Annotated in this window: 17 protein-coding genes; 9 read left to right on the forward strand and 8 right to left on the reverse strand. The window is 63.8% G+C overall.

Annotation, left to right across the window (positions count from 1 at the left end):
• Positions 1-24: 24 nt before the first annotated feature.
• Positions 25-720 (reverse strand): glutathione binding-like protein, encoded by a 696-nt coding sequence (locus WC704_RS09090; RefSeq protein WP_372889605.1) that lies wholly within the window; start codon positions 718-720, stop codon positions 25-27.
• Positions 721-894: 174 nt separating this feature from the next.
• Here WC704_RS09090 and WC704_RS09095 point away from each other — a divergent pair, with 174 nt between their 5' ends.
• From WC704_RS09095 to WC704_RS09110, 4 genes are all read left to right on the forward strand, one after another.
• Positions 895-2112, forward strand: coding sequence for an acyl-CoA dehydrogenase family protein (locus tag WC704_RS09095; protein ID WP_372889606.1), 1218 nt, complete (start codon positions 895-897; stop codon positions 2110-2112).
• Positions 2113-2231: 119 nt separating this feature from the next.
• Positions 2232-3299, forward strand: a complete 1068-nt coding sequence (locus tag WC704_RS09100) for an acyl-CoA dehydrogenase family protein (protein WP_372889607.1) — start codon at positions 2232-2234, stop codon at positions 3297-3299.
• Between the two features lie 219 nt (positions 3300-3518).
• Complete coding sequence (locus tag WC704_RS09105) at positions 3519-6338, forward strand: TonB-dependent receptor (RefSeq protein WP_372889608.1); 2820 nt, start codon at positions 3519-3521, stop codon at positions 6336-6338.
• A gap of 89 nt (positions 6339-6427) precedes the next feature.
• Entirely contained in the window at positions 6428-8878 is a 2451-nt protein-coding gene (locus WC704_RS09110) for a ribonuclease R family protein (RefSeq protein WP_372889609.1), read from the forward strand.
• Positions 8879-9180: 302 nt separating this feature from the next.
• On the opposite strand, the gene WC704_RS09115 is transcribed toward WC704_RS09110, so the two are convergent.
• From WC704_RS09115 to WC704_RS09125, 3 genes are all read right to left on the reverse strand, one after another.
• On the reverse strand, positions 9181-10044 hold the full coding sequence (locus WC704_RS09115; protein WP_372889610.1) for a hypothetical protein: 864 nt from the start codon (positions 10042-10044) through the stop codon (positions 9181-9183).
• A gap of 74 nt (positions 10045-10118) precedes the next feature.
• On the reverse strand, positions 10119-11273 hold the full coding sequence (locus WC704_RS09120; protein WP_372889611.1) for a trans-acting enoyl reductase family protein: 1155 nt from the start codon (positions 11271-11273) through the stop codon (positions 10119-10121).
• A 250-nt stretch (positions 11274-11523) separates the two neighbouring features.
• The gene (locus WC704_RS09125; RefSeq protein ID WP_372889612.1) at positions 11524-13311 is read right to left on the reverse strand and encodes an ABC transporter transmembrane domain-containing protein; all 1788 of its coding nucleotides are present in this window, start codon (positions 13309-13311) and stop codon (positions 11524-11526) included.
• Positions 13312-13459: 148 nt separating this feature from the next.
• Here WC704_RS09125 and WC704_RS09130 point away from each other — a divergent pair, with 148 nt between their 5' ends.
• Positions 13460-14692: a polyhydroxyalkanoate depolymerase gene (locus tag WC704_RS09130; protein WP_372889613.1), complete on the forward strand. Its 1233-nt coding sequence runs from the start codon at positions 13460-13462 to the stop codon at positions 14690-14692.
• A gap of 53 nt (positions 14693-14745) precedes the next feature.
• Here the strand turns inward: WC704_RS09130 and WC704_RS09135 are convergent, their stop codons facing one another.
• The gene (locus WC704_RS09135) at positions 14746-15732 is read right to left on the reverse strand and encodes a site-specific DNA-methyltransferase (RefSeq protein ID WP_372889614.1); all 987 of its coding nucleotides are present in this window, start codon (positions 15730-15732) and stop codon (positions 14746-14748) included.
• A 68-nt stretch (positions 15733-15800) separates the two neighbouring features.
• Between WC704_RS09135 and WC704_RS09140 the strand changes: the two genes are divergently transcribed.
• Positions 15801-16031: a helix-turn-helix domain-containing protein gene (locus WC704_RS09140; RefSeq protein ID WP_372889878.1), complete on the forward strand. Its 231-nt coding sequence runs from the start codon at positions 15801-15803 to the stop codon at positions 16029-16031.
• Positions 16028-16594, forward strand: a complete 567-nt coding sequence (locus WC704_RS09145) for a hypothetical protein (protein WP_372889615.1) — start codon at positions 16028-16030, stop codon at positions 16592-16594. The genes WC704_RS09140 and WC704_RS09145 overlap by 4 nt, the downstream gene beginning before the upstream one ends.
• A gap of 133 nt (positions 16595-16727) precedes the next feature.
• Here WC704_RS09145 and WC704_RS09150 read toward each other — a convergent pair whose 3' ends face one another.
• Both WC704_RS09150 and WC704_RS09155 read right to left on the reverse strand, forming a co-directional pair.
• Positions 16728-17906, reverse strand: coding sequence for an acetyl-CoA C-acyltransferase (locus WC704_RS09150; RefSeq protein WP_372889616.1), 1179 nt, complete (start codon positions 17904-17906; stop codon positions 16728-16730).
• A gap of 121 nt (positions 17907-18027) precedes the next feature.
• The gene (locus tag WC704_RS09155) at positions 18028-18462 is read right to left on the reverse strand and encodes a MaoC family dehydratase (RefSeq protein WP_372889879.1); all 435 of its coding nucleotides are present in this window, start codon (positions 18460-18462) and stop codon (positions 18028-18030) included.
• Positions 18463-18584: 122 nt separating this feature from the next.
• Here WC704_RS09155 and putA point away from each other — a divergent pair, with 122 nt between their 5' ends.
• On the forward strand, positions 18585-21587 hold the full coding sequence (gene putA, locus WC704_RS09160; RefSeq protein ID WP_372889617.1) for a bifunctional proline dehydrogenase/L-glutamate gamma-semialdehyde dehydrogenase PutA: 3003 nt from the start codon (positions 18585-18587) through the stop codon (positions 21585-21587).
• A 263-nt stretch (positions 21588-21850) separates the two neighbouring features.
• Positions 21851-22792 (forward strand): DUF2167 domain-containing protein, encoded by a 942-nt coding sequence (locus WC704_RS09165; protein ID WP_372889618.1) that lies wholly within the window; start codon positions 21851-21853, stop codon positions 22790-22792.
• A gap of 4 nt (positions 22793-22796) precedes the next feature.
• Here the strand turns inward: WC704_RS09165 and WC704_RS09170 are convergent, their stop codons facing one another.
• Positions 22797-24056, reverse strand: a complete 1260-nt coding sequence (locus tag WC704_RS09170; protein ID WP_372889619.1) for a mechanosensitive ion channel family protein — start codon at positions 24054-24056, stop codon at positions 22797-22799.
• Positions 24057-24182: the final 126 nt, after the last annotated feature.

A 24182-nucleotide genomic window follows, 5' to 3' on the forward strand; every position in this document is an offset into this window, starting at 1 on the left:
CCTCCCCGGAACGGGGAGGATCAACTATCCCAGCACCTTCGCGGTTTGCCCGAACAGGATTTTCTTCGCCTCTTCGGTCATCAGCTTATTCTCGCTGACGGCGGCACCCTTGGCATAGGCAGTGATGGTCGCCGGGCGGGCGGCGATGGCCTCGAACCAACGCTTTACGTTGGGGAAATCGTCGAGATTCTGGCCTTGGCGCTCATAGAGGACGATCCACGGATAGCACGCCATATCGGCGATCGAATAGGCATCGGTCAGGAAGTCGCGGTCGGCGAGGCGGCGATCGAGCACGCCGTATAAACGATTGGTTTCATTGACATAACGGTTGATTGCATAAGGAATTTTCTCGGGCGCATAGCCGCTGAAATGGTGGTTCTGCCCGAGCATCGGGCCAAGGCCGCCCATCTGCCACATCAGCCATTGGATCGTCTCGGTCCGGCTGCGCAGATCGGTGCCGATGAAGGCGCCATATTTGTCGGCAAGGTACAGCAGAATCGCGCCGGATTCGAAAATCGCGATCGGTTCGCCGCCATCGACGGGATCGTGATCGACGATCGCGGGCATCCGATTGTTGGGCGCGATTTTCAGGAAATCGGGCTGGAATTGTTCGCCAGTGCCGATGTTGACCGGCACGATGCGATACTCGACCCCGGCTTCTTCCAGGAACAGCGTGATTTTGTGGCCGTTCGGGGTGGGCCAGTAATGCAGGTCGATCATGGGCAATGCTCCTATTGGGTCGATGCGCGGGAGATGGGAGTGGGCCGGTTAGTCCACAAGCGCATCGCCGGGCGCGCCGACGACGGGCACGCAATCAGGCTTTTCTTGCACCGGGAACTGTGGCATCGCACGCCCATACCCAATCTTCAGATTCGTCCATCAAGGATAGGTTTTATGGCTACTGCGCCCGAACTCGACGCTCCAGCGACCACTTCAGAGGGGTTTCGGGCGGAGGCGCGTGCGTGGCTGGCGGCTAATTTTCCGCCCGCGCTCAAGGGCAAGGACAATGCCTTGTCCGCGCTGGAGGGGCCAACGGAACTGTCCGCCGACGAAATCGCGTGGAAAACCGCGATGGGGGAAAAGGGCTGGGGCGTTCCCGGCTGGCCGGCGGCCTATGGCGGCGGCGGGCTCGACAAGGCCGAGATTCGCATCCTGCAGGAAGAGATGGCGCGAATTGGCGCGTGGAACCCGATTGGCGGCATGGGCGTGATGATGTTCGGCCCGACCTTGCTCGAATATGGCAGTGAGGCGCAGAAGCACGAACATATCCCTGCGATCGCCAAGGGCGATGTGCGCTGGTGCCAGGGCTATTCCGAGCCTAATGCCGGGTCGGACCTCGCCAATGTGCAGACCTTCGCCGAGGATGCGGGCGACCATTATATCGTCAACGGGCAGAAGACCTGGACGTCGGGCGGGCAGTGGGCCGACAAGTGCTTCGCGCTGGTGCGCACCGACAAATCGCAAAAGCACGGCGGCATCAGCTTCCTGCTGCTCGACATGACTTCGCCCGGCGTTGAGGTGAGGCCGATCCGCATGATTTCGGGCCAATCGCCGTTTTGCGAAACCTTCTTCACCAATGTGAAGGTGCCCAAGGAAAATCTGGTCGGGCGCGAGGGGCAGGGCTGGGAAATCGGCACGCGCCTGCTCCAGCATGAGCGCAACAGCCTGTCGGGCGGCGGCGGGGCTTCGCGGTTGTTCGCGGGCAAGGCGATGGGCGCGCTCGCCAAGGAATATCGCGGTGCGGACGAGCAGGGCCGCGTGCCCGACAGCGATTTGCGGATGCGCATCGTGCGGCATGAAATGGACAGCCGCGCCTTTGCGCTGACGCTGCGCCGTGCCGCGCTGGAAGCCAAGTCGAACCAGGGGCCGTCGGCGGCGACCTCGATCATGAAGAATGTCGGCGCGCGCATCACGCAGGAACGCGCCGAACTGTCGATCGAGATCATGGGCATGGCCGGGCTCGGCTGGGAAGGCGAGGGGTTCAGCGAAGAGGAACTGACCCAGACGCGCACCTGGCTGTGGGGCAAAGCAGTGTCGATCTATGGCGGCTCGACCGAGATCCAGAACAACGTGATTTCGAAGCGCATCCTCGGGATGCTCGATCACCAGTAATTTCAGATAGGCTGCCGCAACTGCGGCGGGCCGGAGAGGGGCGGGGTGAAGGATGGCAGAAGCCATTCTCCCCCGTTTCCCACACAACTTTCCCACAAAAACAGGGCGGGGATTGCGACATGGCCGTACTCAACGAAGAACAGACGATGCTGCGCGACATGGTGCGCGAGTGGTCCGACAAGGAATCGCCCGTCACCGCCTTTCGCAAAATGCGCGCCGCGGCGCCGGTTGAGGGCTATGATCCGGCGGCGTGGCAAGCGCTGTCCGAAATGGGGGTGGCGGGCATTGTCATTCCCGAGGCGTTTGGTGGCACCGCTTTTGGCTATCTTTCACTTGGGCTCGTGCTCGAGCAGCTCGGGCGCAATCTGGCGGCATCGCCGCTCGCAGCGACCTCGGCGGCGGCGAGCGCGATCGTCCTTGGTGGCTCGGATGCGGTGAAGGCCGAGTGGTTGCCGCGCATCGCCAGCGGTGCAGTGGTCGCCACGCTCGCGGTGGACGAGGGGCCGGTGCATGATCCGGCCAGAATCGCGACCAGGGTCGTGAACGGAAGGCTGAGCGGGACCAAAGCGTTCGTCGCCGAAGGCGATAGCGCGGGCGTGTTTGTCGTCGCCGCAGAGGACGGTTTGTATCTGGTTGCCGGCGATGCCGGGCTAACGCGCTCCCCACGCCACATGACCGATTCGCGCAGCCATGCGCAGGTCACCTTTGTGGATGCCCCGGCGGAACGGCTCGGCGATACCGCGCTCACCGCGCATGTGATCGATCGCGCGACGGCGGCGGTATGCGCGGAAATGCTGGGCATGGCGGAGCAAGCCTTCAACACCACCAACGATTATTTGAAGACGCGTGTGCAATTCGGGCAAATGCTCTCGACCTTCCAGGCGCTGCAGCATCGTATGGCCAAGATGTTCACCGAGCTTGAGCTGATGCGCTCGGCGGTTGAAGGCGCGCTTGAGGCGATCGACGCCGGGCGATCGGATGTCGACCAGGCGGTCAGCCTTGCCAAGGCGATTGCCGGCGACACGCTCCACCTTGTCAGCCGCGAGATGATCCAACTGCATGGCGGCATCGGCATGACCGATGAGCATGATGCGGGCTTCTACATCAAACGGGCACGTATTTTGGAGACGATGTGGGGCAATGCCGCTTTCCACCGGGAACGCTTCGCGCGGTTGAACGGATACTGACCTGCATGGGAGTGTCTTCGTTATCGTATCCCGACCGGGCGCGTTTCGAAGGTCCGTTCTGGCCGTTTCGGTCGTGTCATTTTTGTCGCAACTCCGTAAAACTCCTATACCGGGGCGGCCATTTACAACGTTTCCATGCTTGACGCGGCTCCGTTCCCGACTAAATTCGATGACAGGGTACGGAGCCGATTAGCGTTCCGGCCCTTCGGGGAGAGTGATATGACGAACGCCTTGTTGTCTGCATGTGCCATGTCCGCGCTTGCGCTTGGGATTGCCATGCCAGCATCGGCGCAGACCGCGCCGGCAACCGGGGTGCCGTCGTCGTCGCCGGAAGCCGTGCAGGCTCCGGCGGCGGCCGACGCTGCGGAAGAACCCACCCGTGACATCATCGTGACGGCGACGCGCCGTAATTCGCTGCTTTCGGACGTGCCCTTGGCGGTTTCCGCGGTGTCGTCGGCTTCACTTGCCAATTCGGGCGCGAACGACATCCGGCAGCTCAACCAGCTCGCGCCGTCCTTGTTGGTGTCGTCGACCGGATCGGAAGCGAACGGTTCGGCGCGCATTCGCGGCATCGGCACAGTGGGGGACAATCCCGGTCTGGAAAGCTCGGTCGCGACCTTCATCGACGGCGTTTATCGCAGCCGCACCGGGGCCGGCCTCAACGATTTGGGCGAAATCGACCGGATCGAAGTGCTGCGCGGCCCACAGGGGACGCTGTTCGGGCGCAATGCCAGCGCCGGTTTGCTCAACATCATCACCAAGCAGCCGAGCTTCACCTTCGGGGCCAATGGCGAGCTGACCTATGGCAATTACAACGCGTTCCGCGCTTCGGGCAGCATTACCGGCCCGATTACCGAGACGATTGCGGCGCGCCTCGATGGCGTCTATTCACGGCGTGACGGCTTTTACAACGACGCGGTGACCGGCGAACGCCTCAACAATCGCGATCGCTATTTCGTGCGCGGGCAGTTGCTGTATCAACCCACTGCCGACCTGTCGGTGCGCCTGATCGGGGATTACACCCACCGCGTCGAATCGTGTTGCGCGGCTGTCTATGTTTCGACCGCCGAAACCTTTGATCCGACGCCGGGCGCCGCCGGGACCAATCCCGAGCATGATTATGCCTCGCGCACCAATCGCATCACCGATGTGCTGACCAGCCTTGGCGGCGTGTTCCCGGGCGGCGTCTATCCCGCCAACGCGACGCCGTATAATCGCCTTACCTCCGATACGCCGGGGCGCAGCTTCCGCGGAAAAACGACCGACGGCGGTATTTCGGGCGAAATCAACTGGAAGATCGGCGATGTCGCGTTGACCTCGATCACCGCCTATCGCGAATATAAAGCGGAGGGCCCAGGCGACGTCGATTACAGCAATGTCGATTTGTTGTATCGCGCGGCAGACGGCAATGCGTTCCGTCAGTTCAAGACGTTTTCGCAAGAGCTTCGCCTGCAGGGATCGTTGTTCAAGGACCGGCTCGACTGGCTTGTCGGCGGGTATTTTTCCAATGAAGACCTGACGGTTCGCGACAATCTCAAATTCGGTGCGCAATATGGCGCGTTCGCGGCGTGCCGGTTGGTCGCGACGATCAATTCCGCTGCTGCGCTTCGTAATCCCGCTGCGGCTGGCTGTCTCAGCCCGGCAGGCATTGCGACGTTGAACGGGGCGTTCGGAGGGGCCGCGCCGATTTTCATCGCAGGGCTCAACCGGTTGAGCACGGTCAACAGTGTCGGTGACAACAACGCCAATTACTATCAGCGCAGCCGCAACTTCGCCTTTTTCACGCACAATATCGTGCATATCACCCCGACGCTCGATCTGACGTTGGGCCTGCGGTACACGCATGAAGAAAAGACGTTCCGGGCGGATTTCAACAACACCAACACCGCCTGCCCGACGCAGCAGGCCTTTTTCGCGCCGTATCTGACCGGGGGTGCGACGCCTTTGCCGGCCTCGCTGCAAGCGCTTGCTGCGGGCGTCGTCAACCTGACCTGTCAGGGCAATTCCAGCTCGGCGCTGAATACGCTGAAGCTCAGCGACAAGCGCAAGGAAGGCGAGTTCACCGGAACGGCCGTGCTGTCGTGGAAGCCGACCACGGGCGTGCTGACCTATGCCAGCTATTCGCGCGGGTATAAGGCGGGTGGCTTCAACCTCGATCGTTCGGCCCTGGGCCAGCCGATCTTCTCGCCGACCGACCCGCGCCAGTTCGGCGGGCGTGGGGCGGGCTTCAGCACCGCGAACCTCCAGTTCGATGCCGAGAAGGTCAACGCCTATGAAGTCGGCGTCAAATATACCAGCCACCGCTTCAACCTGAACGTCGCGGCGTTCCAGCAGGATTTCAAGGACTTCCAGCTCAACACCTTCAACGGCTCGGTGTTCCTGGTGCAGAATATCGACTCCTGCTCGACCGATCTGGCAGGCGCGGATCGCGATGCGTCCGGATCGACGGGGGTGTGCGCGCCGGGTAATGTGCAATCCGGGGTACGGGCGCGCGGTGTCGAGGTTGAGGCCGCGGTCTATCCGACGCGCAATGTCGCCTTCACCGCCGGCTATACGCTGGCCGACACGAAGTTCCGCAACAATCTGGTTGGCCGCAACACCGGCGCCGCGCTCGATCCGGCATTGTTCCTGCTGCCGGGGCAAGCGCTGTCCAACGCACCACGCAATGTCGTGACGAGCAGCATCGCCTGGACGCCGCGCTTGGGCAATTCGGGCCTGTCGGGCCTGATCTATGTCGATCAGCGCACCACCAGCGATTATAACACGGGCTCCGACTTGTTCCCTGAAAAGAAGCAGGATGCCTTCACCACCGTCAACGCCCGTGTCGGCATTCGCGGGCCCAAGGAGCAGTGGGCGATCGAGGTGTGGGCGCAGAACCTGACCAACACGCAATATGAGCAAGTCGCGTTCAACACGCCGTTCCAGGGATCGGGCAGCGTTGCCAACGTTCAGGCGTTTGGCGGCACCGCAAACCAGACGATTTCGGCGTTCCTTGCCGAGCCACGCACCTATGGCGTGACGCTTCGCGGCAAGTTCTGAACGACAGCGGTCGGGGGGGCAAGGGTCCGTCATCCTCCGGGGTGGCGGGCCCTTTGCCGTTTGGGCGCGGGTGGCGTATCGCTTGAGCGATGCCCAAACCGATAAAGCGCACGCCCGGCCTGCCGACCCGCGAGCAGATCCTTAATTTCATCTCGGCCTCGCCAACCCCGGCGGGCAAGCGCGAGATCGCGCGCGCCTTCGGGCTGACCGCGCAGGACAAAATCCTGCTGAAGGCGCTGTTGAAGGACATGGCCGATGAGGGGTTGATCGACAGTGCCCCCGGCCGCGCCTTCCACAAGCTTGGCGGGCTGCCCAAGGTGACCGTGCTGCGCATCGCCGATGTCGACGATAGCGGCACCGCCTGGGCCGTGCCCGAACGCTGGGAAGCGGAGACGCCCGCGCCCAAGCTGCGCGTGCGCGTGCGCGAGCGCAAGCAGGGCGCACTGGGCGTAGGCGACCGCATCCTCGCGCGCACCGAGGAAGCGGGCAAGGGCTGGATCGCGCACCCGATGAAGACGCTGCCCAAGGGCGAGGAACTGGTGCTCGGCGTGCTGCGGCAGGAGGGTTCCACCTTGTGGCTGCAGGGCGTGGAGAAGAAGGAACGCCGCGAATTCCAGGTGTCCGATGCGGGTGACGCGCAGGTTGGCGATCTGGTGCTGGCTGAAAAAGCCGGGCGCCCGCCGCGCATCACCGTGCGCGTGACGCAAGTACTGGGCGACCCGTTCGCGCCGCGCAGCTTCTCGTTGATCGCGATCCACAAGCTCGGCATTCCCGACGTGTTCTCGGCGGAAACGCTGGACGAGGCGGTACGCGTGGCGGCGCAGCCGCTAGGCCCCATCAATCCTCCCCGGCACGGGGAGGGGGACCCTGAGCCTATAGCGAAGGGTGGAGGGGGCGTGCCGCAAGCGGAGCGCTCGTTGACGCCCCCCTCCCCGTTCCGGGGAGGATCGAGAGAAGACCTCCGCCACCTGCCGATCATCGCGATCGATCCGGCCGATGCGCGCGACCATGACGATGCGGTGTGGGCCGCGCCCGATGATGACCCGGCCAATGACGGCGGGTGGAAGGCGATCGTCGCGATTGCCGATGTGTCCTTCTACGTCCGCCCGGGATCGAGCCTCGACCGCGAGGCGCGGCGGCGCGGCAACAGCGTCTATTTCCCCGACCGCGTGGTGCCGATGCTGCCCGAAAGCCTGTCGGCGGAGATGTGCTCGCTGAAGGAGGGCGTCGATCGCGCGGCGCTTGTCTGCCATTTGCAGGTGAGCAAAGGCGGCGCGTTGAAATCGTGGCGCTTCACCCGCGCGGTGGTGCGGATCGCGGCGAACCTCGCTTATGAGGATGCGCAGGCGATGGTGGATGCGGCAATGCTCCCCTCGCGCTCGCGGGAGGGGCTGGGGGAGGGCTCAGCTTCACCCACCGCCGATGCTGGACTTTCCCCTCCCCCAACCCCTCCCGCAGGCGGGAGGGGAGATCTGCTGCAAGCCCTCCTCCCGCTGTGGGGCTGCTGGAAGGCGCTGTCCAAGGCCCGCGCGGCGCGCGCGCCGCTCGATCTCGATCTGCCCGAACGCCGCGTCGTGCTCGACGAGAAGGGCCGCATCCTGTCGGTTGCGCCGCGCGAGCGGCTCGATGCGCATAAGTTGATCGAGGATTATATGATCGCCGCCAATGTCGCCGCGGCCAAGGCGCTGGAGGCGAAGAAGGCGCCGGTCATGTACCGCGTCCACGAACAGCCGAGCCGCGAGAAACTGGTCGCGCTGAAGGACTATCTCAAGACCTATGGCATCGAGTTCGCGCTCGGCCAGGTGGTGCGGCCCAAGACCTTCAACCAGATCCTCGACAAAGTGATCGACAGCGACGCGCGCCCGCAGATCATGGAGCAAGTGCTGCGCACGCAGACCCAGGCTTATTATGCGCCTGCCAATATGGGGCATTTCGGGCTGGCGCTGGGCAGTTATGGCCACTTCACCTCGCCGATCCGGCGCTATGCCGATCTGATCGCGCATCGTTCGCTGGTCGCCGCTTATGATCTCGGCCCCGGTGGGCTGACCGAAGGCGAAGCCGCGACGATGGAGCGGATCGGCGAGAGCATCTCGATGCTCGAACGCCGCGCGATGGAGGCCGAGCGGGACACGATCGACCGCTATGTCGCGGCGTTCTTAAGCGAAAAGGTCGGCGAAGTGCTGGAGACGCGCATCACTGGGGTGACCAATTTCGGCTTCTTCGCGACGGTCGAGGGGATTGGCGGCGACGGGTTGATGCCGGTGCGCGATCTGGGCGCCAGTTTGGGCGGCGAGTATTTCCGCTTCGACGAGGCCAGCCGCACGCTGGTCGGCGAACATAGCGGCACGGTCTTCGCCAGCGGCCAGAAGCTGCCGCTGCGATTGGCCGAGGCCAACCCGGTGTCGGGCGCTTTGCGCTTCGAGATGGTCGAGGGGCCGGTTGGCGGCGCAGAGCGCGAAACACGCGGCAAGGGGCCAGCGCGTGTGATCAAGCGGCGCGGGCGGCCGGCGAACATCCGGCATCAGGGGAAGAAGCGGTAGGGTGTTGAGGGTTTTTGGAGTTTCTGTGGGCTTGCGCGGGGAGGACGCGGCGGGCTTTAAGAGCGGTGGCGGTATCGCTGAGCGGGCTTTGTAAGACAGGGTTGGCATGGATTTCGGGTCTTCGCTTGCCTCCTACAGACCATTTTTACGCACTTTGGTTCGGTATAGCGGACTAGGCTATTAGCGCCGGTCGTTTCGCCAAGCAGCGATTACGCCGGCGAGGGCAGTTAGGACTGTGGCTAGTGCGCCGAGAAGCGAGGTAACTTCCGATATCGTCATTGTGTCCTCCTTTCTAAGGAGGCTTATGAAATAGAACTCGCATCTTCGGCAGGGTGCATTATCCCGCACTTTTTTGGTTTCACTAGCTCGATCATTTGCTCCGTCGAGGGGAGGCCGTAGTCCGAGAAGCGGCTCACCTCACGCCAAGCAATCGCTAGGTCGAGAGCTTTCCAGACCCAAGCGTCACAATTCCATAGCAGGATGAGTAACCAGTGCTGTTCGCCCCAGCCGTGCAACTTGTCCTGATCGTCAGCGAGGATCATGTTGAGACCGTGTGCGAGGTGCAGGACAGGCCGTGATTCGATGAAGCCGCGTCGGATTAAGTCTTTTGCCTTGCGCGATGGGTCGGCTGAAGCCCCAGTGGTGTTTAGGCCAAGCCTTTTCGACCAGGCAGGCAGGTCGCGCTGTACGATTTTCCGCGGGGATGGGGTCTCGTCGGCGATGATTTGACTTCGGATCGGGTTGGGTCTGTCGTCACCGAGTGGGCGCACGAACGCCTCGATGTCGCGGCCGTCGCGAACCAACTCCTGGGCGCGGAGAATACCGTTCAGCATCCCGTTGACCAATTGGTTGCCGATGATTGTGTAAGCCGCCGAGCGTCGTTCAAGTCGCGCAATACCGCGATTGAGCGCGCCTTCAAAATCACGCTTGCGCGGACTTTCGAACGTTTGATCTCGGAATTTTTCGCGTAACGCGGCAAGCCCGCGTGCTTTGCGGATATCCCAAACAGCATACTGCCACAGGGCCGCGATAAACGGAACTCCCAGTCCGCCCGGCTGGCCCGCGCCTAGTTCCGGATAGGCCATCACGGAAAGGTATATCCGTGCGGCGTCGAACGGATCCTCCGGGAACTCTACCAGCGGCTCAAATTCGATCGAGGACGTCATGTTGAATCCTTTTCGGCGCGCGCGTGGAAAAGGAGAGAATATGAGTGTTCCCGCCCCAAATCTTACCGTCGCCATCACCCGCAGCGGAAGGTCAGCCCCGCTTTCGCCTGTAGCCGCTCCGCCAACGCCTTCCCCATCAGCGCGCCGGGCGTCCAGATGCCGCCGTCTCCCGCCACATCCTCGACCAGGCAGCGCGCGGTTTCGGCGATCATCTTGCTGGTCGAGCCATAGCCCGGGTCCTTGTCGCCGGTGACGACGCAATCGATGCGTTCGCCGTTCGTGCCCTCGCCGAGGAACAGCAGGTCGTAGAAACCGGCGTCGCGCTCTTCCTTGGACGGGCCTTCGCCGGGCTTGGGGCCCTTGTCACTCGCAAGCGGGTTGATCCGCGCGATCGCTTCGGCGGCGGCCTTGCCCATCTCGCCAAGGCCGGGCGCGACCATCATCTCGTCATAGACGAAGTCGGCGCCGAAGCGTTCGCCCAGCAGGAAGTTGGTGCGGTGGACGTTCTTGGTGTTGATCGGCGCCATGATGAAGGGCGCGACCCATGCCTCGATCGTGCGGTCATATTCGGGGATCAGGCCGGTCGGCTGATGCGGACCGGTAAAGCCCGGCGTGAGCGCGAACGGGTTGGTGAGCAGGCCGAGGATCGAGGGGGTCTTGGCGGCGGCGGCGAGCGTTGCCTTCAGGCTGGCGGCGGTGCCACCCGAAAAGCCGCCCTGCATTTTCCGCACACGGCCCTTCACGCGTGGCACGGGCGCGCCGAATTTGGCGCGGGCGGCCTCCTGCAGCGTCAGCACGCCGAGGTCGAACGGGATCGAATCGAACCCGCAGGAAAAGACGATGCGCGCGCCGCTGCGTTGCGCGGTGGCGTGGTGCGCGTCGATCATGTGGCGCATCCAGGCGGGTTCGCCGCACAGATCGACATAGGCGGTGCCGGTTTCGGCACAGGCGGCGACGAGATCGCTGCCATAAAGCTGATACGGGCCGACCGTGGTGAGCATCACCTTGGTGCGTTCGCACAAGGCGCGCAGGCTGGCAGGGTTTTCGGAATCGGCGGTGAGCAGCGCCGTGTCGGCGGGCGCGCCGATCAGATCGCGCACTTCGGCCAGCTTGGCGGCGGAGCGCCCGGCCATCGCCCAGCGCGGTGCACCGCTTTGAACGAGATATTCGGCGACCAGACGGCCAGTAAAGCCGGTGGCCCCGAAAACGATGATGTCGAAATCGCGCATGTCTCTCCCTTCCCGCTTGGCGGACGTGGTCGGGCAGGGGCCGATCGCGCCGTGCGGTTTGGCTGGATCATGCCCTCCCCCAGCCCCTCCCGCAAGCGGAAGGGGGCTTCTTGTCTTCTCTCCGCGGCTCCGCGGCTCCGCGCGAACAAGAGAAGGGTGGTTCACGCGGAGGCGCGGAGACGCGGAGAAGGACGCGTGTGGGGTGGGGGCAGTGCATTCCGCTTACGGAGTTGGGCCGCTTCGCGGGAGGTTATGCCGCTTCGCTGAATTGCAGGCTGGCGAGGCGGGCGTAGAGGCCGTTTTGTTCGACCAGCGTGCCGTGCGAGCCCTGTTCGACGATGCGCCCGTCGCTCATCACGACGATGCGTTCCGCCGCGCGTACAGTGGCGAGGCGGTGCGCGATGACGAGCGTGGTGCGCTCCGCCATCAGCCGTTCGAGCGCTTGCTGGACCAGGCGTTCGCTCTCGGCGTCGAGTGCGCTGGTGGCTTCGTCGAGCAACAGGACCGGGGCGTTGCGCAGCAGCGCGCGCGCAATCGCGACGCGCTGGCGTTGCCCGCCTGACAGGCGCGCGCCGCTTTCACCGAGGAAGGTGTCGAGCCCTTCGGGCAATTTTCGCAGGAATTCGGCGGCATTGGCGGCCTCGGCAGCGGCCCACAATTCGTCGTCATGCGCGTCCCAGCGGCCATAGCGCAAATTGTCGCGCGCCGAGGCCCCGAAGATTACCGTTTCCTGCGGCACCATCGCGATGCGTGCGCGCACTTCGGCGGGGTCGGCGGTGCGCAAGTCGACGCCGTCGATCTTCACTGCGCCCGTCGCGGGGTCATAAAAACGCTGGATCAACTGGAACAGCGTGGTCTTGCCCGCGCCTGAGGGGCCGACGATCGCCACCGTCTCGCCCGGCGCGACCGACAGCGAGAAATCGTGCAGCGCGGCCACATCGGGCCGGGTGGGGTAGCGGAACTCGACATGGTCGAATTCGATCGTCCCGCGCGGCGGCTGCGGCAGCGTGATTGGCTTGGCAGGGGCGGCGATTTCGGGCTTTTCACCGAGCAATTCGGCCAACCGTTCGGCTGCGCCCGACGCGCGCAGCAAATCGCCATAGACTTCACTCAGCGACCCGAACGCACCGCTGACCAGCACCGATGTCGCCAGAAATGCGGTGAGCGACCCCGCCGACAGCCGCCCCGCCGCGACATCGGCGACGGTGCTCCACAACAACAGCGTGATCGCGCCGAAGATCAGCGTGATGAACAAGGCGGTGAGCAGCGCGCGCAGGAAGATGCGGCGTTTGGCGGCGGTGAAGCTGCGCGTCACGGCATCGGCGAAGCGCGCCGCCTCGCGCCGTTCCTGCCCGAACGCCTGCACGATCTTCATTGCCGAGAACACCTCGACCGCCATCGCGCCGATATCGGCGATGCGGTCCTGGCTGGTGCGCGAATGCGTGCGCAGGCGACGACCGAGCAGGATGATCGGCACCAGCGTCAGCGGAATGCCGATCAGGATCATGCCGGCGAGCTTCGGCGCCAGCACGAACAGCGAGACGACCCCGCCAATGCCGGTGATGACATTGCGCAGCGCGACCGACACGGTGGTGCCGACCGCCATTTCGATCTGGCCGGTATCGGCGGTGAGGCGCGAGGCGATTTCGGACGGGCGATTCTCCTCGAACCAGCGCGGCGTCAGGTTGAGCAGATTGTTCTGCACCGCGATGCGCACGTCGGCGACGGTGCGTTCGCCCAGCCACGATACGAAATAGAAGCGAATCGCAGTGGCGATCCCCAGCACCAGCACCACCGCGAACAGCAGATAGAAAGTGCGGTCGACATGCGCCATGTCGCTGCCATGCGAAAAGCCGCGATCGATGACTGATTTGAAGGTCCACGGAATATAGATCGTCGTGGCCGAGGTGACGAGCAACGCACCAAGCGCGATCGCCAATTGCGCCGGATAATGGCGGGCATAGCGCCACACCATCGCCAGGCTGCTGAGCTTGCGTTGCGCGGGTTCGCTGGGGGAAGCGGTTTGGGGGTCTGCCATGCGCCAAGCGCCTAGCAGGGACCGCGCCCGCCCTCAACGTGGATACTGACCGCCTCCGAAACGCCCGATGGAACGTATGGATTGCCGATTGCGGCATCGCGGCATAAGTTTGATGCTATGATGAGATTTGCCTGCTAGAAGGTCCGGTATGTTGTACAACGCTTATGAAATGCAGAAATCGCTGTTGGCCGGGGCCAGCGCGATGGCTGACCTCAGCGCCGGGATGCTCAGCAATCCGGCGAACCCCTTCTCCTATTTTGGCGGGGGGCAGATTCTCAGCTCCGCGCTGGAGGTGTTCGCGCACGCCGCCGCGCCGCGCGGCAAGCCCGCCTTTGGCCTCGATTTCACCACGATCGACGGGAAGACGGTCGAGATCAACGAAGAGATCGTGCTGCGCAAAGCCTTTGGGCAATTGCTGCACTTCAAGCGCAAGGGCGTGGAGGGCGGCCCCAAGCTGTTGATCGTCGCGCCGATGTCGGGCCATTACGCAACCCTGTTGCGCGGCACGGTCGAGCGGATGCTGCCGGTGGCGGACGTGTATATCACCGATTGGCGCGACGCGAAGCTCGTGCCGCTGTCCGAGGGCAAGTTCGATCTCGACGATTATGTCGATTATCTGATCGAATTTCTGGAAACAATCGGCACCAATGCGGGGCAGGGCGGCACGCATATGCTCGCGGTGTGCCAGCCATCGGTGCCGTGCTACGCCGCCGCCTGCGTGATGAGCGCGGACAACAACCCGGCCCGCCCCAAGACGCTGACGATGATGGGTGGACCGGTGGACACGCGCGAAGCGCCGACCGCGGTCAACACGCTGGCGACCGAGCGGCCGCATAGCTGGTTCAGCCAGAATGTGATCGCGACGATCCCCGGCAACTTCCCCGGTGCGGGGCGGCGCGTCTATCCCGGCTTCCTGCAACTGGCGGGTTTCATGTCGATGAACCTCGGCAACCATCTGATGTCGCATTACGAGATGTTCAAACATCTGGTGCAGGGCGAGGATCTGGAAGCCGAGGCGACCAAGGATTTCTACGAGGAATATCGCTCGGTTTGCGACATGACCGCCGAATTCTACCTGCAGACGATCGACGTGGTGTTCCAGGACCATTCGCTGCCCAAGGGCACGATGATGCACCGCGGCCGCGTGGTCGACCCCGCCGCGATCACCGACATCGCGATTCTGGCGATCGAGGGCGAGCGCGACGATATTTCAGGGTTGGGCCAGACCAAGGCCGCGCTGACCATCTCGACCAGCCTCCCCGAGGACAAGAAGCGCTATTACATGGCCGAGGGCGCCGGGCATTACGGCATCTTCAACGGCTCGAAATGGCGGACGAAGGTGGCCCCGGTTGTTGAGGAGTGGATGAAGGCGCACGGGTGAGGGGGCGGTAAGATCCGCCAGGCGCGCTGCAAATGTGGCGTCGGGCGAATGTTCTACTCAGCGGCGGTTGCTAATAACCCAAACTGACCACGCAGATCCAGCGTTTCGCCGTTTGCAATGGCGGCATGGATAGAGCGTAGCTCATCGTCGCCAGCGCCGGGATCGAGAAACCGAAATGCGGAAGCGGCAAGATAGTCGCGGCTCAGTTCAAACGCTTGCCAGCGGCGACCAAGCGATTCAGCCACTTGGCCCGCTGTGTTTGAACCAGCAAAAATGTCGACGACTAGGTCACCCGGTTCAGTCAGCATCTTGATGAAAAATTCAGGCAGCTTTGGCGGAAAACGCGCCGGATGTCCCTTGCCACCAACGGTCTTGCAACCGCGAAGGTATCCGCCGTTGCTGTCGGTGTTCGGTATCTGCAAGAGGTTTGATGGGATAGCACCGCCATTGTCCTTTCCGAAACCCATGCCAATGTCGTGGCCGCTGGGGCGGTCCTTCGCTTTGTAGAAGGCGTCGGGGTCCGCGAGCAGTTTTTTCATGCGGTCGCTGTAGGGAGCCAGCACCTTGGTAACGTCAGCCTTGGGCCACTCTGTCTTGCTGAACCACCAGACGGTGTTCACAGCATCCTTGACCCTGATTTTGCGCTTGTTCACCCATTCGATCGGGCTGGGCAGCTTCGCCGGATTATACCAGTAGAAGTCTTCGGCTAGGAAGAAGCCTAAATCGTCGCAGAAGCGGATTGGGATGCGGAAATTGTAGAGGCTGCGCGTAGGTGTCCCCTTCTGATAGGCCCCGCCAAGGTCCAGAACGAAACTGCCATCAGCCGTTAGCTTGCGATGCACCAGAGCCGCGAACTGCGCCAGCCAGTCGATGTAGTCGTGCTGATCCTCGTTCCCGTATTCCTTCTTCCTGAGCAGGGCAAAGGGCGGGCTGGTCATCACCAGATTGACGCTGTTGTCGTCTAGTCTCGCAAGCAAATCGAGTGAATCACCACACCATGCTTCGCCGTGAACAGTCCGATATGCGAGAGATGGTGACACAGGCGATCCTTTAATATGCTACGTATATGCTGTAGACGTAATTGCATCATTCCCTGTCCATCACAAGCATGGAAACTGATGATTCGCACCTCCGCGCTACCCTTGCTGATAATTTACGGAGGTTGCGGAAGGAGCAAGGCCTAAGCCAAGAGGCCTTGGCAGATAAAGCGACCTTGCACCGCACGTTCGTCGGTGCCGTTGAACGCGGCGAGCGCAACATATCACTGGACAACATCGGGAAGCTGGCCGCCGCTCTTGCAGTGCCGCCGTCGTGCTTGCTGACAGGGCAAGCAGAATGAAGGCGCATCCTGATAAGGCTCGCATGGACAGGCTGATGCCCGCGATCCGCGAATATCAGGCGCTGGCTAACCAGCACGGTATCAACGACATATTCCAGGACAATGGCGGCAAGCTGTTGCAGGTCATTCTTACTTTAGGGCTGACAGTGCTGCCGGGCCGGGAGGGCAATGACGCCGTTGATGAGCTTGGTCTGGAGTATGAGCTAAAGTCGGTGAACCTCGATCTGACCAAGACCTTTTCGACGCACCATCACCTCAACCCCGTCATCCTTGCAAAATATCGGCAGGTAGATTGGGTCTTTGCTATGTATCGCGGCATTGAACTGGTCTGCGTCCACTTGATGAAGCCGTGGCAGCTTGAGCCTTGGTTTGCGAAGCAAGAAGCCAAATGGCATGCAGATGGAGGCAAGGACATCAACAATCCCAAGATTCCGGTCGGATATGTGCTTGAGCACGGTGTGTTGTTAGCCGGTGCCCATCCGGGGCTGACATTTCGACCGAGCGGCATGATTCCAGTTAGCCCACAGATCGACCCTTTTAAACCCGACGACGAGGCAGAGTAACAAATATCCAGTTTTGTATGTTGGTCGCTCGGCATTCGATGATCGAAATGCGGCGCATCCCGCCCCGCCCCGCAAAAAAGCGGCGCCGGTTGCCCGACGCCGCCTCTCCCAACCCCGCCGAAGCGCTAAGCAATCACAGCACCTCGAACAACCCAGCCGCCCCCTGGCCGCCGCCGATGCACATCGTCACCACGACGTATTTCGCGCCACGGCGCTTGCCTTCGATCAGCGCGTGGCCGGTGCCGCGCGCGCCGGTCATGCCATAAGGGTGGCCGATCGAGATCGCGCCGCCGTTGACGTTGAGCAGGTCGTTGGGGATGCCGAGCTTGTCGCGGCAATACAGCACTTGCACCGCAAACGCTTCGTTCAGCTCCCACAGGCCGATATCGTCCATCTTCAGGTTGAAGCGTCCGAGCAGCTTGGGGATGGCGAAGACCGGGCCGATGCCCATTTCGTCGGGCTCGGTGCCCGCCACTGCCATGCCGACATAGCGGCCAAGCGGTTGCAGCCCGCGCTTTTCGGCGAGTTTTTCCTCCATGAGCACCGCCGCCGAGGAGCCATCCGAAAGCTGCGAGGCGTTGCCCGCCGTCACGTTCATGCCCGGGCCCATCACCGGCTGCAGTGCCTTCAGGCCTTCAAGCGTGGTTTCGGGGCGGTTGCCTTCGTCCTTGGTCAGCGTCACCTCCTTATAGGTGACCTCCTTGGTCTCCTTGTTGGTGATGGCCATGTTGGCGGTGACGGGGATGATTTCGGCGTCGAAATAACCGGCGGCCTGCGCGGCGGCGGTGCGCTGCTGCGACTGGAGCGCATATTCGTCGCAGAGGTCGCGGCTGATAGTGTAACGCTTGGCGACGGTCTCGGCGGTGCCGAGCATCGTCATATAGACATCCTTGTGCATCGCGATCAGCTCAGGGTCGGCGGCGACGCGCATTTGCGGGGTCTGGACGAGGCTGATGCTCTCCACGCCGCCGCCGATGGTGATGTCCATATTGTCGGTGATGATCTGCTTGGCGGCGGTGGCGATCGCCATCAGGCCGCTGGCGCACTGGCGATCGACCGACATGCCGGGGACGCTGACCGGGAGGCCTGCGCGCAGCAACGCGTTGCGCGCGATGTTGCCGCCCTGATGGCCCTGCTGGAGTGCTGCGCCGAAGACGAGGTCGTCGACCTGGCCGCCTTCGATGCCGGCGCGCTCCACGGCAGCGCGGATCGAATGCGCTGCGAGCGTCGGGGCGGGGGTGTTGTTGAAGGCGCCGCGGTAAGCGCGGCCAATCGGGGTGCGGGCGGTGGAAACGATGACGGCGGAACGCATGGGGTTTCTTCCTTCTTGCTCCCCTCCCGCTTGCGGGAGGGGCTGGGGGAGGGCGTGGGGAGAGCGTCGGAATTGCCCTCCCCTAACCCCTCCCGCAGGCGGGAGGGGAAAATGGGTTACATCACACGAAAATCTGGCTGATCCATTCGGCGATCATCGCGGGCTTGTCCTCGCCTTCGATCTCGACCGTGAATTCATTGGTCTGCTGCCACTGGCCGGGGCGCTTTTCGTCGAAGCTCAAGAGCTTGAACCGACCGCGCACGCGCTTGCCCGAGCGGACGGGCTGCAGGAAGCGGACCTTGTTGCCCCCGTAATTGACGCCCATCTTGACGCCTTCAATCTGCACGCCGTCGATGATCTTGGACGACAGCAGCGGCATCAGCGACAGCGTGAGGAAGCCGTGCGCGATGGTGCCGCCGAACGGCGTCATCGCCGCCATTGCCGGGTTGACGTGGATGAACTGGTGGTCGCCAGTCGCATCGGCGAACTTGTCGATCATTTCCTGGCTGACCTCGACCCAGTCGGACACCTGTTCGGTGCCGATCCGGCCTGCCATTTCCTGGACTGTAACGGTCGTCACGGCATTCCCCTGAAGCTGATTTCGTCGCATAGGCGCGACAAAGCAAATGGCATCCGCCGTGCCCGCGCGCAAGCCTCACACCGACCGGAAACCGGAATATGACCTTTGACGTAGCGTCCGCCGCCCGTAAATCCATGAGTGCGCTGCACCGCGCGAGCGAACCCGATGTTCTAAAGTCGCTTCTCGACCGTGCCGCGCTCACCCCCGAGTCGCGCGAACGGGTGATGGGCCATGCTTTGGGGCTGCTCGCGGACCTGCGCGCGGCGCAAGGCAAAGGTTGGGTCAACCAGTTCCTGCAGGAATATCGGCTCAATTCGTCGGAGGGCGTGGCGCTGCTGTCGCTGGCCGAGGCGTTTCTGCGCGTGCCCGATCCCGAGACGGCCGATCTGTTGATCGCCGACAAGCTGGGTGATGCCGACTGGCGCGCGCACACCGGCAAATCCAACTCGATGCTGGTCAATTCGGCGACCTGGGGGCTGGTCGTTGGCCGCGCGCTGGTGGGGGAGGGGCAGGCGCAAAGTGCGCTGCGTCGCCTGATCGCGCGCGCGGGCGAGCCGTTCGTGCGCCAGGCGGTGGGTGCTGCGATGCGGATGATGGGTGAGATTTTCGTGATGGGCCGCACCATCGACGAAGCGATGAAGCGGATGAAGAAGCCCGAGCATAAGGGCTTTACCGCCAGCTTCGACATGCTGGGCGAGGCGGCGCGGACGCATGACGATGCGCAGCGCTATTTCCGTGCCTATACCGATGCGGTGGATGCGGTCGGGCGGGACCCAGCGGCGGGGCATTCGGTCTCGGTCAAACTGTCGGCGCTGCACCCGCGCTATGAAGTCGCGCGCTGGGATGAGTGCGTGCCCGCGCTCACCGAAATGCTCGAGGCGCTGGCCGTGCAGGCGGCGGACAAGGGGATCGCGCTGACGGTCGACGCCGAGGAGAGCGAGCGGCTCGAAATGAGCCTCGACATCATCGGCACGGTCGCCGCGCTGCCGAGCCTGAAGGGCTGGGACGGTTTCGGCATGGCGGTGCAGGCTTACGGCAAGCGCGCGCGACCGGTGGTGGCGTGGGCGGGCGCGCTCGACCGCATCATGAACGTGCGGCTGGTGAAGGGCGCGTATTGGGATAGCGAGATCAAGCGCGCGCAAGTTGAGGGGCTGAGCGACTATCCGCTGTTCACGCGCAAGGCGGCGACCGACGTGTCCTATCTGGCGGTGGCGCGCGACATGCTCGACGCGCTCAACATCCGCCCCGCCTTTGCCAGCCACAATGCGCTGACGGTGGCGACGATCATGGAATGGGCCGGCAATGCCCGCGACTTTGAGTTCCAGCGGTTGCACGGCATGGGCGACGGGCTGTACGAACGGCTGGTGCGTGAGCAGGGCTATCACTGCCGCGTTTATGCGCCGGTCGGCGGGCATCGCGACCTGCTGGCCTATCTGGTGCGGCGTTTGCTGGAGAATGGCGCGAATTCGTCGTTCGTGCATCAACTTGCCGACGAGCGGCTGACCGAGGCGGAGATTTTGGCCGATCCGGTGGCGAAGATTGCGGCGGTCGGTGGCGCGCGGCACCCGAGCATTCCTTTGCCGGTCGACCTGTTCGGCGCGGGGCGGCGGAATTCGGCTGGGCTGGACCTCGCGGATCGGGCGGTTTTGCGCGAGACGGTAAAGTCTGTCTCGTTCTCCGGCGAAGGCCGGAGCCCAGGGTCTCAAGCGGTGTCTTCCGTAACCCTGGACCCCGGCCTTCGCCGGGGAACAGAAGAAGCGATTGGCAGAGCAATGGCCGCCTTCCCCGCCTGGTCCGCCACCCCGGTCGCCGAGCGCGCCGCGTGCCTCGATCGCCTCGCCGACCTGCTCGAAATCCACCGCGACGAGCTGATGGCGATCTGCGTCCAGGAAGCCTTCAAGACCATTCCCGACGCACTGGGCGAGGTGCGCGAAGCGGTCGATTTCTGCCGGTATTATGCGCGAGCCGCGCGCGATGGGTTGCAGCCGGTCGAGCTGCCCGGGCCAACCGGCGAGCGCAATGTGCTGCGCTATGCCGGGCGCGGGGTGTGGGCAACGATCGCGCCGTGGAACTTCCCGCTGGCGATCTTCCTCGGCCAGACCGTTGCCGCGCTGGTGACGGGCAATACTGTCGTCGCCAAGCCCGCGCCGCAGACGCCGCGCATCGCCGCGCGTGCGGTCGAGCTGGCGCACGAAGCGGGGGTGCCGAAGGACGCGCTGATCCTGCTGCCGGGTGGGCCGGAGGTCGGTGCCGCCCTCACCGCTGATCCGCGTATCGCCGGGGTCGCCTTTACCGGCTCCACCGCCACCGCGCGGAAAATCGCCCGCTCGCTGCTGGAGGATGACACGCGCCCGATCGTCCCGCTGATCGCCGAGACGGGCGGGATCAACGCGATGATCGTCGATTCGACCGCACTGCCTGAACAGGTTGTGGCGGACGTTGTCACCTCGGCCTTCCGCTCGGCCGGGCAGCGTTGCTCGGCGCTCAGGCTGCTGCTGCTGCAGGAGGAAATCGCCGAGACGACGATCACCATGCTGAAAGGCGCGATGGACACGCTGCGGCTGGGTGATCCGGGCGATCCGGCGACCGATGTCGGCCCGGTGATCGACCAGGCCGCCTATGACAAACTCATGGCGTATCGCGCGGGCGCGAATGTGCTGAAGACGCTGGACGCCCCCGCCGAGGGGCTGTTCGTGCCGCCGACGCTGATCCGGCTGTCGCGGATCGAGGACCTTAACGCCGAGTGGTTTGGCCCGATCCTGCATGTCGTCACCTGGCCGTCGGGCAAGCTTGCCGAGACGATCCGCGCGGTCAATGCCAAGGGCTATGGCCTGACGATGGGGCTGCACAGCCGTATCGCCCGCGCCGCCGAGGAGACCGAGGCGTTGTCGCAAGTCGGCAATCTCTACGTCAACCGCTCGATGATCGGTGCCGTGGTCGGGTCGCAGCCCTTCGGCGGTGAGGGGCTGTCGGGCACTGGCCCCAAGGCAGGCGGACCCAATTATCTCCACCGCTTCGTGGTCGAGCGCGCGGTGTCGGTCGACACGACCAGCGCGGGCGGCAATGCGACGCTGCTGAGCCTTGACGAGGGCGGCATTTAACGGGGGCGCGGAGACTGCTGTCACCTCCCCTCCCTGGAAGGGAGGGGATTGAGGGGTGGGTGGGCCGATGGCCGAGGCTGCGCTCGACGTGCGGGCCGACCCACCCCCAGCCCCTCCCTTCCAGGGAGGGGAGGAGGAGCGCTCGTCGGCCTGCTCTCTTGCTCCGAAGATGGCCGGGAAGCCCCGCTGCCGGGCCTTGACGAGGGCGGGATTTAGGGGCCTGTTCGGTCGGCGTGATTCTCGCGCCGACCGGGGGGTAGCAGATGACATTCAAGGCTGTGGCCAGCGCGTGTGCGCTCGGCCTGGGACTGACGCTGGCCACCGCAGCGGGCGCGCAGAAGGACAGCGCGCCGCAGAAATTGTCGCCCGAGGCGATCGCTTTCGAAAAGGGGCTGCACAAGCAGAGCGGCGATGTTGCCATTCCCGCCGCGCACGCCGTGCTGCATCTGGGCGAGCGCTATTATTTCGTGCCCGCCGACGAGGCCAAGACGATCCTGACCAAGGTGTGGGGCAACCCGCCCTCCTCGGGCGACGGGGTGCTGGGCATCGTGTTCGAAAAGGGCCGCACGATCTACGACAATGTCTGGGGTGCGATCGTCACCTATGAGGACACGGGCTATGTTCCCGACAAGGACGCCAAGACCGAGGATTATGACAAGGTCGTCGAGAGCATTCGCGCGGGCGAAGCCGATGCCAATGCCGAGCGGCAGAAGGGCGGCTATCCGACGATCCACCTGGTCGGTTGGGCGCAGCAGCCGTCTTACGATCCGGCGGCGCATTCGCTGATCTGGGCGCGCGACATCAAATTTTCGGATTCACCGGTCGATGCGCTGAATTACGATGTGCGCTTGCTCGGGCGGAAGGGCGTGCTCAGCCTCAACATGCTGTCCGACATGAAGCATTTGCCCGATGTGCGCGCGGCGGCGACCGATTTCGGCAAGGCGGCGGCGTTTACGCCCGGGGCGACCTATGCCGATTATGACAAGGCGGTCGATAAGACCGCCGAATATGGCCTGGCCGGGCTGGTCGCGGCGGGCGCGGGCGTGGTGGTGGCCAAGAAGCTGGGGCTGCTGGCGATCGTGTTCGGCTTCTGGAAGGTGATCCTGGGCGGGCTTGCGGTGGCGGGCGCGGCGATTTCACGCTTCTTCGGGAAGATCTTCGGGCGCAAGCGCGATACGCTGGAGGGCGACGAGGGCTCGCTATAGCGGTTCAGCCGGTGCCGACGTCGCCATCGACGGCGGAATCGCTTGGCGCGGCACCGGTGCCCGTGCGACCGTTGGTGCCCTTTGGGGCCGACTTGGCCGGGGCCGGTACTGCATCGTCCGTTGGATACGGCAGCACCATCCGCCCGTCGGGCGCGGCGGTAAAGCTGGTCTGGGTCGGGTAGGCAAGCTGGATGCCCGCGTCGTTCAGGCAACGGATGATCGCGAGGCCAACCGCGTGGCGCGCGTCGTAAAACTCCTGGAAGGCGGCGGTGGGGGAATCGAACTCGACGTCGAAATCATAGCTTTGCGCGCCGAAGGTGACGAAACCGGCGCGCACGAATTTCATGCCGCCCGCCTCGACCACATCCTTGATTATCGAAGGCAGCGCCTCCATCGTCTCGACCGGGGTCCATTGCACCAGCCCGAGCGTGAACACCACGCGGCGATATTCGCGCTGGGTGTTGTTGATGATTTCCTTTTCGAGCAATTGCTTGTTGGCGACGATGCGCTCCTCGCCGGTGACGCCGCGGATGCGCGTCGATTTCAGGCCGATCGCCTCGACCGTGCCCGCCGATTTGTCATAGCTGATCGCGTCGCCGCGCCGGAACGGGCGGTCGAGCAGGATCGCGAGCGCCGCGAACAGATCGGCGAAGATGCCTTGTGCCGCCAGACCGATCGCGATGCCGCCGACGCCAAGCCCTGCGATCAGGCCAGTGACGTTGACGCCGAGATTGTCGAGCACGACGATTGCCGCGATCGCGAACACCGCGAAGCTGACGAGCAGGCGGATGATGTTCATCGCGCTGCCGATTGCCTCGCCCGCGTAACTATCGCCGCCAGTGCGGTGTTCGATCGTACCGAGGATGATTTCGCGCGCCCAGATTGCCGCCTGGAACACCGCCACGATGACCCACAGCACGTTGATGAGCGAAAGCACCTCGCGCGGCGTTCCGGCGAAGGTATCGGCGGTGACGATTTTGGCGGCGGCGATGACCATGAAGACATTGCCGGTCTGCAAGGTCGCGCGCGCGGCGACCCCGAACCAGCCGCGCGGACCGGTCTTGCGCCTGCAATATGCCCGCGCAAGCCGCCGGACGAAATGCAGCGCCATCACGATTACGCTCGCCACCGCCAGCACGATCAGGATCTGCAGCCAGTGGGTGTGGCCCCAGTGGTAGAGGATGCCGATGAAGCCGCGGGCTTGATCGTCGAGCTCGCCCACACGAATGGGCGGCAGAATGGCGGTGGTGGTGTTGGTGGTCATTCGAACCTTCAGGCGGCGTGGGCGGTCGCCAATTGCGTGGCGCTTTCGGGCAGGGCGATCAAGCCGCGTTGGGTGCGTGAAAGAAATGGCGCGCGTTCATGGGCGGGACAACGCGAATGTCCAGCG

Origin of the sequence: Sphingomonas sp., from assembly GCF_041661885.1 — a bacterium.
Lineage (GTDB): Bacteria > Pseudomonadota > Alphaproteobacteria > Sphingomonadales > Sphingomonadaceae > Sphingomonas.